The sequence below is a fragment of the Rhodococcus sp. PBTS 1 genome (assembly GCF_001620025.1).
GTDB lineage: Bacteria > Actinomycetota > Actinomycetes > Mycobacteriales > Mycobacteriaceae > Rhodococcoides > Rhodococcoides kroppenstedtii.
In genome coordinates this window covers 1,553,891-1,566,556 of the sequence record NZ_CP015219.1, presented here as the reverse complement: position 1 = coordinate 1,566,556, position 12,666 = coordinate 1,553,891, and the positions used below count along the sequence as shown (strand labels likewise).

Here is a 12,666-nt window from a genome sequence, read left to right as displayed (position 1 = left end):
TCATGGTCCGGAAGATTACCCGCCGTCCGGGGCGGTTCCGCCGCTCACTCCCCCGGGTACGACGAGCGCGCCACCTCGGTTCCGTCCGGCAGCGTCCGGATCTCGAAGTCACCGAAGACGGCGGGCGCCACCTCGGCGAGTCGGCGCAGGCAGGCGACGGCGAGTCGGCGGATTTCCAGATCGGCGTGCTCGGTGGCGCGCATGGTGACGAAGTGGCGCCACGAGCGGAAATTTCCGGTCACCACCACACGCGTCTCGACGGCGTTGGGCAGCACCGAGCGCGCGGCCTGGCGCGCCTGCTTGCCGGCGACGACGGCGGGTGCGTCCGGTCCGGCCGCGGCCTCGAGGGCGGTGAGCAGCCGGTCGTAGGCCGCGCGGGACTCGTCCGTCGCCTCGCGGAAGAGATCACGGAGGGTCTCGTCCGCGTCGATGGCGGGCGGCACGACCATGCGCGCGTCGCGTTCGCTGACCGAGCGTTGCGAGAGCTGCGAGAACGAGAAGTGGCGGTGCCGGATCAGCTCGTGGCTGCAGGAACGCGAGATGCCGGTGACGTAGAAACTCGCGGTGGCGTGCTCGAGCACCGAGAAGTTGCCCACCGCCAACAGGTGACGTAGGTAGCCGGCATTGGTGGCCGTGCGCGGATTCGGCTTGTCCCAGCTCTGGTAACAGGCCCGCCCGGCGAACTCGACCAGCGCCTCGCCGCCCTCGGCGTCCGTCTCCCACGGCACGTCGTCGGGTCGGACGAAATCGGTGAGCGCGATCAGCGAGACGGACAGCGGAGCGGTGTGCACCCGCCGAGCCTAGGAGACGGCGACGCGCAGATCGCCGGCCAGGTCGCCGCGCTCACCCACGGCGACGTCGACGTCCAACCACTCCGCCATCGCGCGCACCGAGCCCGCCAGGGCCGCCGCGACCTCGCCGCGTCGACCCTGCGCGTCGACCGAGTCCTCGCTGAACGCGCCGGGGACGGTCAGCAACCCCGCGGCTCGATCCACACGGAGGTCGACGCGCGCGACCAGCTCGTCTCCGAGCAGGAACGGGAACACGTAGTAGCCGTACCGTCGCTGCGCCTCGGGGGTGTAGATCTCGATGCGGTAGTGGAAATCGAACACCCGCTCCGTGCGGGCGCGGCCGAAGATCAGCGGGTCGAACGGGCACAGCAGGGCCGCCGCGTCGACAGTGCGGGGTCGGCGTACATCGACATGGAGGTAGGCCGGGTCCTTCCAGCCCGCGACCGTAATCGGCACCACGCGGCCCGCCTCGACGAGCTCGTCCAGCGCGCGAGAAGTCTGCGCGGCGGAGAGCCGGTAGTAGTCGCGCAGGTCGGCGGCGGTCGCGACGCCCATCGCCGCGGCGGACTGCTCGACGAGACGACGTACCGCGTCGTCCTCGGGAACGCGGTGCGACGCGACGTCCGGCGGGAGGACGCGCTCGGTCAGGTCGTAGACCCGCACAAAATTGGTTCGCCGCGGCACCGTGAGAACGCCACTGGCGAAGAGCTGCTCGCACACCACCTTGACGTCGCTGTGGTCCCACCACGGGCCCTTCGGACCGGGCCGCCGCCGGTCCAGGGCCACCTCGAGTTCGCGCGCCGTGGCAGGGCCGCCGTCACGGATCGCGTCCAGCACGTCGTCGACCAACCGCGGGTGTCGCTCGGCGACATCCCGCGCACCGCCCCACCGACCGTGGATGTAGCGATCCATTCGCCACCGCAGCAACGGCCAGTCCTCGACGGGGACGAACGCGGCTTCGTGCGCCCAGTACTCGACCATCAGACGTGGTGAACGCGCGGTGTCGGACCAGGCCGCGCGGTCCAGAGCCGCTCGGTCGTAGGAGCCGACGCGACTGAACACGGGCGCGTAGTGCGCCCGAACGGCGGCCGCGACGGAATCGATCTGCAACAGCCGGGTCGTGGCGAGCACCGACGACACGGCGCGCCGGCCGGACGACGTGGGCTTCAGCCGGCCGAATCCCTGCGCCGCCACCGCGATCCGCCGGGCGGTCGCGGCCGGAAGCTCACGCACGGACGGTCCGCGGACGGCTCGTGTCGACGACGGCCACCAACAGCAGCGCGGCTCCGATCAGGCCGACCACCGTCAGTCGTTCGCCCAGCACGATCATGGCGAGGACCGTACCCGTGAGGGGTTCGAGCAACCCGATCACGGCGGCCGTGGACGCGGGGGACGTACGGAGGCCGCGGAACCAGAACGTGTAGGCGGCGGCCGTGGGAAACACCGCCAGGGCCACCAGCAACGCGATGCTCGCGGCGGTGACGGTCGGGGTGGGTGAGCCCCCGGCCATCGTGAATCCCACTACGAGCAGAGACCCGCCCAGCAGGAACGACCATCCGGTCATCGCGGATTCGGACAGCCCGACCACCGGGCGTCGACCCACCAGCGTGATCGCGGCGAACGACGACCCCGACAGCAACGCCGTCAGCGCCCCGAGCAGCGCGGTGCCCGCCGCCACGTCGGGGGGCGCCCCCACCAGGAACACCAGGCCCACGAGCCCGACCGCCACGGTGCGCACCGCGACCGGGTCGGGACGTCGTCGGGCACCGACCGATTCCACGGCGACGCACACCACCGGCGCCGAACCGATGGCGATGAGGGTTGCCGCGGCCACGCCCAGGAGGGAGGTGGCGACGAAGTACGCACCTTGGAACACGGCGGCAAGGACGCCGATGACCGCGATGCGTCGGAGCGCAGGAGCGCCCGTGGGACGTCCGGTCCCACCGGCGATCGCGTAGGCCACCAGGAGAAGCCCGCCGCCGCCCAGGCGGCAGGCCGCGACCGCAGTGGGCGGCAGCCCGGCGGCGGAGCCGAAGGCGGTCCCGAGCACGCCGCCGGTGCCCCACAGCAGGCCGGCCGTCACCAGCGCCGGCACTCCGGACGTCGTCACCGAACGCCTCCTTCCGAACCGTGGTTTACAGTACGCTCGTACTGCAAGGGTGGATCGACCCCACGGAGGTGCCCATGTGGAACCCGTCGCAGTACCTGCAGTACGCCGACCATCGTCATCGACCGTTCGTCGACCTCGTCGCGCGGGTGGACCTCGACGCGCCGCGCAGGATCGTCGACCTCGGATGCGGGCCCGGAAATTCGACCCGGTTGCTCTCGGATCGCTGGCCGGACGCTGCGCTCGACGCCCTCGACTCGTCCGCCGAGATGGTCTCCGCCGCACGCCGCAACGGGCTCGCGGCCGAGCAGGGCGACGTGCGCGACTGGACGCCCGCGGAGGACACGGACGTCGTGGTAAGCAACGCACTCCTGCAGTGGGTTCCGGAGCACCGGGAGCTCCTCGCCGCGTGGGCCCGCGCACTCCCCCGCGGCGCCGTGATCGCCGTGCAGATGCCGGGCAACTTCGGGGCGCCGTCGCACCGCGCTCTCCGCGAGGTCGCCGGCTCCGCCCCGTGGGTCGATCGGCTCCCCGTCGGCCTGCTGCGTCACGACGACGCCGTGGACGACCCGAGCGACTACGCCACGCTCCTCGCTGCGCACGGATGCGCCGTCGACGCGTGGGAGACCACCTACGTGCACCGGCTCACCGGTACCGACCCGGTGCTCGACTGGATGCGGGGCACCGCCCTGACCCCGGTGTTCGACGCGCTCGACGACGACGGGCAGCGAGCGTTCGAGGCGGAGCTGGCGGCGCGGCTGCGCGAGGCGTATCCGGCGGGACCCGACGGGGTCACCCTCTTCCCGTTCCGTCGAGTGTTCTGCGTCGCCACGGTCGGTGCCGCCTCCGGGGCGACCGACCTGGCAGGGTGAACGGCATGCACCGCGCCGCTGCGCTCCTGGCCGTCACCCTGCTCGCTTCGACGGCGTGCGCGTCCGAGGTGGCCGGCCGGGCGGTTCCCGACGCGTGGGTTCCGACCGCCGACAATCCGGACCCGTCTCTGGCGCTGGACGGAATCGAGGTGGTGGAGTATCCGCCCGCCCTGCACGTGCTGCCGAACTACCGTGTCGCGTACACCTATTCACCACCGATGGGCGGTCGGCACGACGGTGCGTGGGCCACCTGCACCGGGGTGGTCTACTCCGTTCCGGTGCGCACGGAGAACATGGTGCATTCGCTCGAGCACGGGGCCGTCTGGATTGCCTACGACCCCGAGTCCCTGGGTGACGACGCTGTGGCCGACCTGGCTCGACGCGTCGACGGGGTGCCGTACACGATGCTCTCCCCCTATCCGGGGTTGGACCGACCGATCTCCCTGCAGTCCTGGGGTCACCGGCTCCAGGTCGACGACACCGACGACGAGCGCATCGACCGATTCGTCAGCGCACTTCGTCTGAACCCGAACACCTTTCCCGAGCCCGGCGCCACCTGCGCCACCCTCCCGAGCTCCTTCGACCCGACCGACCCGCCGCCCTTCGTCGCGGAGCCGGCCGATCCGGACTCGCCGTTGACGGTGCCGGAGTAGGGCCGTCGGCGTCCAGATCGACCGGTCGACGAAGTTTTCGTGTCGTACCCCTGTGTCATGGTGTCGGTGACACGAATTCGGGGGGATTCACGTGGACCAACATCTGTGCGGTGACGGATTGTCGCCGAACGACATTCGACTGTTCCTGACCCGCATCACCGCCATCGCGGTGAGCAGCGCGCAGGACGAAGGCGGGGTCGACGACGACGCCGCCGCAGCGGTCGACACCATCACCGCACTGGAGGAACTCAAAGCCGCCGCCGCGGGAGCGCAAGCCGTGCTCACCACCCATGTCGCCGACACCATCCGCCGGCAGCGGCGTGACGCCGGGCGACCCGCCGCCCGGTGGAACACCGGCATCGCCACCCAGATCGGGCTCGCCCGGAAGGACTCACCGCACCGCGGCAGCACCCACCTCGGCCTCGCCCGCGCCCTCACCACCGAGATGCCCCACACCCTCGGCCAACTGCGCCGCGGGGACCTCTCCGAATGGCGCGCAACGATCCTGGTCCGCGAAACCACCTGCCTCACCGCCGAGGACCGCCGCCTCGTCGACACCCGCCTCTGCGCCGACCCCGCCACCCTGGCCGGCCAGGGCGACAGCACCGTCGCGGCGATGGCCGCACGGCTGGCCGCCGAACTCGACGCCGCCGCCGTCGCCCGCCGCAAGGCCCGCGCCGCCCAGCAGCGCCGCGTCACCGTCCGCCCCGCCCCGGAGTTCATGGGCCACCTCGGCGCGCTGCTGCCGATGGACCGCGCCGTCTGCGTCTGGGCCACCCTGCGCCGGGATGCGGACACCATCGTCGCCACCGGCGACGCCGACGGGCGCACCCGCGATCAGATCATGGCGGACCTGCTCGTCGAGCGGACCATCGGTCTCGCCCCCACCATGAGCCCGCCGGTGGCGGTGCAGGTCGTCCTCTCCGACCAGACCCTCCTCGGCGGCAGCGACATCCCCGCGGACGTCCCCGGGTACGGTCCGATCCCCGCCGCCGCAGCACGGCAGTGGATCTCGGGCGCCGGGACTGCCCCCGGTTCGGTTGACATCTGATCTGTGCGGATCGTTCCGCACGGTGGAAGGATGATCCTCGTGCCGAAAGCATTCACTCCGGAGTTCCGGGCCGATGTCGTCGCGGTCGCCCGTAAGGGCGAGGCGTCGATCCGTCAGGTCGCGCAGGACTTCGGAATCTCCGAGACCTGCCTGCATCGCTGGCTCAAGCTCGCCGACATCGCGGACGGCGTCCGCCCGGACGACAGCGCGTCGGCCACCGACGAGCTGAAAGAGGCCCGCAAACGGATCCGCTTGCTCGAGCAGGAAGCGGAGGTGATGCGCAGAGCGGTGGCCTACCTCTCGAAGGACATCAACCCAAAATGATGTACCCGCTGGTCCTCGACCTTGCCGCCGACAAAATTCCTGTCACGGTGACCTGCCGGGTGCTCGGATTCTCCACCCAAGCGTTCTACAAATGGCGCAAAGACCCCGTCTCGCAACGCGATTGGGACGATGCGCACCTGATCGACGCTGCCCGTGACATCCATGCCGACGACCCGGCGTTCGGGTACCGCTTCATCGCCGACGAACTTCCCGACCGCGGGATCACCGCTGGGGAGAACCGTGTGGCCCGGTTGTGCACCCAGGAGCGCATCTTCTCGGTGTTCTCCAGAAAGAGAGGACTGACCAGAAAGGCCGGCCCACCTGTCCACGACGACCTGGTGAACCGGGTGTTCGCCGCCGGTGCACCGAACACAGTCTGGCTCACCGACATCACCGAGCACCGCACTGCCGAAGGCAAGATCTACCTCTGCGCGGTCAAGGATCTGTTCTCCAATCGGATCGTCGGCTACTCGATCGATTCCCGCATGAAAGCTTCCTTGGCGGTCGCCGCGCTCGAGGATGCGGTGAACCGGCGGCAACCCACGGCCACCGTGGTGCACTCGGACAGGGGGAGTCAGTTCCGGTCCCGAAAGTTCGTCCATGCGTTGTCGCACAATGGGTTACAGGGTTCCATGGGCAGGGTAGGGGCGTGCGGGGACAACGCGGCGATGGAGTCGTTCTTCGCGTTGCTGCAGAAGAACGTCCTCGACCGCAGACGCTGGAACACCCGAGAGGAGCTCCGTCTGGCCATCGTCGTCTGGATCGAGAAGAGCTACCACCGCACACGCCGCCAGAGAGCACTCGGGCGGCTCACTCCGATCGAATTTGAGACAATCAATCAGGCCGCTTTCGCAGCCTGAAGAAGTTCGACCCCCGCGTCAACCAAATCGGGGGCAGTCCCGCCGTCGACTCCGACGCGACGGTCACGCTCCGCAAGCTCTACGCCACACCGGACACCGGACAACTCACTGCGGTCGAGTCGGTCGCTCGCTGCTTCCCCACCGGCCTGGCCCGGCTGATCGACATCCGGGACCGCACCTGCCGCACCCCCTGGTGCGACGCCCCCATCCGCCACCACGACCACATCACCCCCCACGAGGACGGCGGCCCCACCACCGCCGACAACGGCCTCGGCCTCTGCGCCGCCTGCAACCACGCCAAACAAGGCGACGGGTGGACCACCACCAGAACCAGCGACCCCGACGGCACCGACCGGCACACCGTCGAGTTCCGCACCCCCACCGGCCACACCTACCGGTCGACCCCACCGCCGCAACCGCTTCCGATGCGACACCGGAGAGCGGGGTGACGCGGGCCGTCAGCCCATCAGCGAGGCCGCGACGGTCGCACCCAGTTCCCAGCACGCCTCGAGGCCCTGTGCGGTGGGCTTGTTCGAGATCGCGACGTACTCGGCCGCCTTCGTCCACCCGAGTCCGGTGGTGATGGAGTCGATCGCACGTTCCGCGCCCTCGACTCCCTCGTTGCCGTGTAGGTAGAGCCCGAACGGACGGCCGCGGGTGGAGTCGAGAATCTGGTAGAAGGACCCGTCGAAGGCGTGCTTGAGAGCGCCGGAGATCGAGCCGAGGTTCGCGGGGCTCCCCAGCAGGTAGCCGTCCGCCGCAAGGAAGTCGCTCGCGGACACCGACAGCGCAGCACGCCGGACCACGTCGACGCCCTCGATCTCGGGATCGGTGGCGCCGCGGAGCACGGCCTCGAACATGGCCTGGCAGTGCGGTGACGGGGTGTGGTGCACCACCAGAAGAGTGCTCACGCGCCCTCGGCTCGCTCGAGTTCCACGGCGCGGCGCATGATGTCGCGGGCACGCGACCGGTCGCCGGCGTAGTCGTAGGCGCGCGCCAACCGGTAGTTGGTGAGCCAACTGTCCGGCGCCGCTTCGTATTCCGCTTTGACGCGCGCGAACAGCTCGTCGGCGGCGTCACGCTGGATACGCCCGGACGGCATCCGCGGAAGGTCGTCGACGTCGAGTTCGCGGCCCTCGTCACGAGCCCGCTGGGCCAGGTGCTGGTGTCGGAAGCCGGCCACCAGCGTGGCGCCGACGATCCAGAGTCCGATCAGGGGCAACAGCAGGACGCCGATGCCGAGCCCGATGCCCACGGGCGTGCCGAGTCGGATCAGCTCGATACCGCGACCACCGAGCAGGACGAAGTACACGCCGAGAACGACGACGAGCACCGCGATGACGGTGACGACGCGCGTGTTCTTGCTCATCGCAGGTCCATGAGCGGCTCGATGCCCAGGGTTAGGCCGGGGCGCGACGCGATGTTCCGGACGCCGAGCAGGACACCCGGGGTGAACGACGTCCGGTCCAGCGAGTCGTGCCGGATCGTGAGGGTTTCGCCCTGCGTTCCGAGCAGTACTTCCTGGTGCGCCACCAAGCCCGCCAGTCGCACGGAGTGCACCCGCACCCCGTCGACGTCGGCGCCGCGCGCTCCGTCGAGTTCGCTGCTGGTGGCGTCCGGGCTCGGCCCGACGCCGGCCGCGGCCCGCGCCTCCGCGATCAGCGCGGCCGTCCGGTACGCGGTGCCGGAGGGAGCGTCGGCCTTGTTCGGGTGGTGCAGTTCGACCACCTCCACGGAGTCGAAGAACCGCGCGGCCTGCTGCGCGAAAGCCATGCACAGGACGGCACCGATGGCGAAGTTCGGAGCGATCAGCACACCGGTGCCGGGGGACGTCTGGAGCCAGCCTCGTACGCGGTCGAGCCGCTCCTCGTCGAATCCGGTGGTGCCGACGACGGCGTGGATGCCTGCGCCGATGAGGTACTCGAGGTTGTCCATGACCACGTCGGGGTGGGTGAAGTCGACGACCACCGACGCGCCCTGCTCGGCGAGCGATTCGAGGCGGTCGCCCTTGTCGACCCGGGCGACCAGGGTGGTGTCCGGGGCCGCGTCGACCGCCTCGCACACGGCGGTCCCCACCTTCCCGGCTGCTCCCAGAACTCCGACGGCGATGGTGTCAGCCACGTGGTATCGATCCCTTGCGTTGGTGAACGGTCGACGGTCAGCCTAGTGGCCGTCGGCGGCCGGGAACTCGATGACCTGCCGGATCGCGCGGCCGTCGGCCAGCTCGTCCATGCCCTCGTTGATCCGGTCCAGCGTGATCCGGGACGAGACGAGCTTGTCCACCGGCAAGCGCCCCTCGCGCCACATCCGTTCGTACAGGGGAATGTCGCGTTCCGGCACCGCGGACCCGAGGTAGCTGCCCACGATCGTGCGGGCCTCGGCCACCATCGTCAGCGGTGACAGCGACGAACGCGCATCGGGCGATGGCAGTCCCACCGTCACGGTGGTGCCGCCGGGAGCGGTCGCGGCGAACGCCGTCTCGAACGCGCGGGCGTTGCCCGCGGCCTCGACGACGATGTCGGCGCGGATCCCGGCCTCCGCCAGACGATCCGGGGTGTAGACGGCGGTGGCACCGAGCTCCGTGGCGGTCGTGAGCTTGTCCTCCATCGCATCCACGCCGATGACGTCACCGTGGCCGAGGGAGGCGGCCGTGAGCACGGCGGCCATACCGACTCCGCCCAGTCCGACCACCATGATCGACTTCCCCGGCGCCGGGTCCGCCGCGTTGAGGACGGCCCCGCCGCCGGTGAGCACGGCGCAGCCGAGCACCGCGGCCACGGCGGGTGGGACGTCGTCACCCACCGGCACCACCGACCGACGATCCACGACGGCGTGGGTGGCGAACCCGGAGACGCCCAGATGGTGAGCGACGGTCTTCCCGTCACGACGCAGCCGAACGTCGCCCGCGAGCAGGGTGCCGGCGTTGTTGGCCGCGCTGCCGGGAATGCAGGGGGTGCGGCCGTCCGACCGGCACCCGGCGCACTCGCCGCACCGCGGCAGGAAGGTCATGACCACTCGGGTGCCGACGGCCAGGTCGACCCCGTCACCGACTTCCTCGACGATGCCCGCCGCCTCGTGCCCGAGCAGCATCGGCACCGGCCGGACACGGTTGCCGTCGACCACCGAGAGGTCGGAGTGACACAACCCCGCGGCCTCGATCCGCACGAGGATCTCCCCGGCGCCGGGCGGGTCGAGTTCGAGAGTCGAGACGGTCAGCGGACGGGACTCGGCGAACGGCCGGCTGCGGCCGATCTCCTCGAGGACGGCACCGTGGATCTGCATGGCGCCACCGTAATACGTGTCCGTGCGAGGTCAGGCGGAACCGGTGGGCGGGGCCGGGACCCGCGGGTTGAGCAGGTGCGCCACCAGTGCCGTCCATCCGGTCTGATGGCTCGCCCCCAGCCCCTCGCCGGTGTCGCCGTCGAAGAATTCGTTGAACGTCGGATGTCCCGACCACAGCGGATCGGGCGACGACTCGATGCGATCGCCGTCCGCCGGACGACGCCCGTCGACGGGTCGGAACAGGTCGGTCAGCCCCGTCTCGATCACCGTCGCCGCCTCGGCCAGCGTGTGCGCCTGCCCCGATCCGGTGGGGATCTCGACGGTGAAGCTGTCACCGAAGTAGCGGCCGTACGCGCGCAGCTTGTCCGCGAGGAGCACGTTGACGGGGAACCACACGGGCCCACGCCAGTTCGAGTTGCCGCCGAACATCTCGGTTCGCGACTCCCCCGGTTCGTACTCGATGGACAGCGCCCGCCCGTCGACGTCCATCGACAGCCCGTCGCGATAGGACGCGGACAGCGAGCGAATGCCGTGCGGGGACAGGAACTCCGCGGGGTCGAACATGCGCTCGAGCATGCGCCGCAGCCGCACCGGGTCGACCAGCGCGAGCAGCATGCGCCACCGTCCGGACTCGTCCCGTCGACTCATCATCGCGCTGGTCAGCCCAGGCCGACGATGCTGGAGCCACCGCAGGCGCGCCGCGAGGTCCGGGCATTCGCGTCCCACCCAGTCGGGTACCTCGGTCGCGCCCAGGATCGGCAACAGTCCCACCATCGACCGCACCCGCAACGGGACCGGGTCCCCGTCGGGCGGCGCCAGGACGTCGTAGAAGAACCCGTCCTCCTCGTGCCACAGCGACAGTCGCGCGGAGCCGAAGGACCGCACCGCGTCCGCGATCGAGAGGAAGTGCGCGAAGAACTTGGTCGCGGCGTCGTCCCACGCGGAGTCGTACCGCGCCAGTTCGACGGCGATCTTGAACATCTGCTGGCAGTAGAACGCCATCCAGCTGGTGGCGTCGGACTGCTCGAGCCGGAACCCGGGCGGCAACGGTTCGGACCGGTTGAACAGCCCGATGTTGTCCATCCCCAGGAAGCCGCCCTCGAAGATGTTCGAGCCGTCGGCGTCCTTCCGGTTGACCCACCAGGAGAAGTTCAACAGCAGCTTGGTGAAGACCCGCACCAGGAACTCACGGTCGCGGTGACCGTCGATCCGGTAGACCTGCCACACCGCCCATGCGTGGACGGGCGGATTGACGTCCCCGAACGCCCACTCGTAGGCGGGCAGCTGACCGTTGGGGTGCATCGCCCATTCGCGACACATCAACACCAGCTGTTCCTTGGCGAAGTCGGGGTCGACGTGCGCCAGCGGAATGGTGTGGAAGGCCAGGTCCCAGGCGGCGAACCACGGGTACTCCCACTCGTCCGGCATGGACACGACGTCGGCGAGCGAGAAGTGCGACCACGCCGCGTTCCGGGCGGTGGGCGTTCGACGCGACTCGGGCGCGGGCGACCCCACCGGGTCACCTTCCGCCCAGTCGGCCACGTCGTAGCGGTAGAGCTGCTTGCACCAGAGCAAACCGGCGTAGGCGCGCCGCGCGACGTGCCGGTCCTCGTCCGAGAGCGCCGGTCCGATCACGTGGTCGTAGAACCGATCCGCCTCCGCACGGCGGTCCGCGCGCACCATCTCGAACGACGGGCCGAACGTCGCGGCGTCGGGTACGGACGTCGACAGGCGGAGGGCGACCCGCCGCGTCTCCCCCGGCGCGACGTCGTCCATCGGGTAGTGGAACGCGCACTTCGTCCCCACACCGTCGGGATTGACCGCATCGGCCTCGCCGCGAACGATCGCCCGGTCGATGCCGTCCTTGGTCCACCGCGACCGATTGCTGTCCGCGCCGAACAGACCCACCGCGTCGGTCTCGTTGTCGCAGAACAGCACTCGTGGCGAGCCTTCCGCCGCGAGGAAGTAACGACCGAGGAACTCGTGGTCCACGCGCACCGCGGCGAGCGCACCGGGGAGGACGTCCTCGGTCGCGTCGACGATGGACGCCGTGCGATCGTCGCGGCCCCACGCCCAGGTGTTGCGCAACCACACGTGCGGCAGCACGTCGACCGACGCCGCGTCCGGACCGTGGTTGGTCACCGAGATCACGATGCAGACGTCGTCGGGCGAGGCCTTCGCGTATTCGACCACGACGTCGAAGAACCGGTTCTCGTCCAACACACCGGTGTCGGCGAGTTCGTACTCCCGCTCCATCCTCGTCCGCGCGGCGTTGACGGTGCGCAACTGCTCGTATGGGTACTCGGCCTGCGGATAGCGGTAGAGCCACGACATCCAACTGTGGGTGGGCGTGCCGTCGAGCGCCCACCAGTACTCCTTGGCATCCTCGCCGTGATTGCCCTCGCCGTTGGTCAGACCGAAGAGCCGTTCCTTCAGAATCGGGTCCCGCCGATTCCACAGCGCTACAGCGACATTGAGGAACCCGAAGCGATCGCAGATGCCCCCGAGCCCGTCCTCGCCCCATCGATAGGCGCGCGATCGAGCATGGTCGAAGGGAAACGAGTTCCAGGCGTCGCCGTCCGCGGAGTAGTCCTCGCGGACGGTTCCCCACTGGCGACCCGCCAGGTACGGGCCCCACGTGCGCCACGCACCGCGGTCACCGGGCGATTCCGCGAGGCGCGCGTGCTCGGCGGTGGGATGCGTCGACTCCGTGGTCACGGGAGACA

General features: G+C 70.1%; 12 protein-coding genes and 1 pseudogene. 5 read left to right on the top strand and 8 right to left on the bottom strand.

The window, feature by feature from the left end; all coding sequences use genetic code 11:
- Positions 1-44 precede the first annotated feature (44 nt).
- From thyX to A3Q40_RS07085, 3 genes are read right to left on the bottom strand one after another with little or no spacing between them, the layout of a single operon-like run.
- Positions 45-791 carry an FAD-dependent thymidylate synthase gene (gene thyX, locus A3Q40_RS07095; protein WP_068100768.1) on the bottom strand — a complete coding sequence of 249 codons (747 nt, stop codon included), beginning with the start codon at positions 789-791 and terminating at the stop codon, positions 45-47.
- Positions 792-800: 9 nt separating this feature from the next.
- Entirely contained in the window at positions 801-2,024 is a 1,224-nt protein-coding gene (locus A3Q40_RS07090) for a winged helix-turn-helix domain-containing protein (RefSeq protein WP_068100766.1), read from the bottom strand.
- The gene (locus A3Q40_RS07085) at positions 2,017-2,901 is read right to left on the bottom strand and encodes a DMT family transporter (protein ID WP_068365448.1); all 885 of its coding nucleotides are present in this window, start codon (positions 2,899-2,901) and stop codon (positions 2,017-2,019) included. Before A3Q40_RS07085 ends, A3Q40_RS07090 begins: the two co-directional genes overlap by 8 nt.
- Before the next feature lie 74 nt (positions 2,902-2,975).
- On the opposite strand from A3Q40_RS07085, the gene A3Q40_RS07080 reads away from it, so the two are divergent.
- The 5 genes and pseudogenes from A3Q40_RS07080 to A3Q40_RS20165 all read left to right on the top strand — a co-directional run.
- Positions 2,976-3,770, top strand: coding sequence for a trans-aconitate 2-methyltransferase (locus tag A3Q40_RS07080; RefSeq protein ID WP_068100761.1), 795 nt, complete (start codon positions 2,976-2,978; stop codon positions 3,768-3,770).
- 5 nt (positions 3,771-3,775) lie between these two features.
- On the top strand, positions 3,776-4,423 hold the full coding sequence (locus tag A3Q40_RS07075) for a DUF3105 domain-containing protein (protein ID WP_068105521.1): 648 nt from the start codon (positions 3,776-3,778) through the stop codon (positions 4,421-4,423).
- A gap of 91 nt (positions 4,424-4,514) precedes the next feature.
- Positions 4,515-5,474, top strand: a complete 960-nt coding sequence (locus A3Q40_RS07070) for a DUF222 domain-containing protein (RefSeq protein WP_068100759.1) — start codon at positions 4,515-4,517, stop codon at positions 5,472-5,474.
- Between the two features lie 39 nt (positions 5,475-5,513).
- A protein-coding gene (locus A3Q40_RS07060; protein WP_442971301.1) for an IS3 family transposase occupies positions 5,514-6,658 on the top strand; the annotation gives its coding sequence in 2 pieces (ribosomal slippage) (positions 5,514-5,784 and positions 5,784-6,658; 1,146 coding nt in all).
- Positions 6,659-6,699: 41 nt separating this feature from the next.
- Positions 6,700-7,107 (top strand): annotated as a pseudogene (locus A3Q40_RS20165) (HNH endonuclease); the annotation flags it as partial.
- Between the two features lie 9 nt (positions 7,108-7,116).
- On the opposite strand, the gene A3Q40_RS07050 reads toward A3Q40_RS20165, so the two are convergent.
- The 5 genes from A3Q40_RS07050 to A3Q40_RS07030 are packed head-to-tail and all read right to left on the bottom strand — an operon-like array spanning position 7,117 to position 12,658.
- A complete protein-coding gene (locus A3Q40_RS07050; protein ID WP_068100755.1) occupies positions 7,117-7,569 on the bottom strand; it encodes a flavodoxin family protein in 453 nt (150 codons plus the stop codon).
- Positions 7,566-8,027, bottom strand: coding sequence for a hypothetical protein (locus A3Q40_RS07045; RefSeq protein WP_068100753.1), 462 nt, complete (start codon positions 8,025-8,027; stop codon positions 7,566-7,568). The genes A3Q40_RS07050 and A3Q40_RS07045 overlap by 4 nt, the downstream gene beginning before the upstream one ends.
- Entirely contained in the window at positions 8,024-8,779 is a 756-nt protein-coding gene (dapB, locus tag A3Q40_RS07040; RefSeq protein ID WP_068100751.1) for a 4-hydroxy-tetrahydrodipicolinate reductase, read from the bottom strand. Before dapB ends, A3Q40_RS07045 begins: the two co-directional genes overlap by 4 nt.
- Before the next feature lie 42 nt (positions 8,780-8,821).
- On the bottom strand, positions 8,822-9,940 hold the full coding sequence (locus tag A3Q40_RS07035; protein ID WP_068100749.1) for an alcohol dehydrogenase catalytic domain-containing protein: 1,119 nt from the start codon (positions 9,938-9,940) through the stop codon (positions 8,822-8,824).
- Between the two features lie 30 nt (positions 9,941-9,970).
- Positions 9,971-12,658 carry an MGH1-like glycoside hydrolase domain-containing protein gene (locus A3Q40_RS07030; protein ID WP_068100747.1) on the bottom strand — a complete coding sequence of 896 codons (2,688 nt, stop codon included), beginning with the start codon at positions 12,656-12,658 and terminating at the stop codon, positions 9,971-9,973.
- Positions 12,659-12,666: the final 8 nt, after the last annotated feature.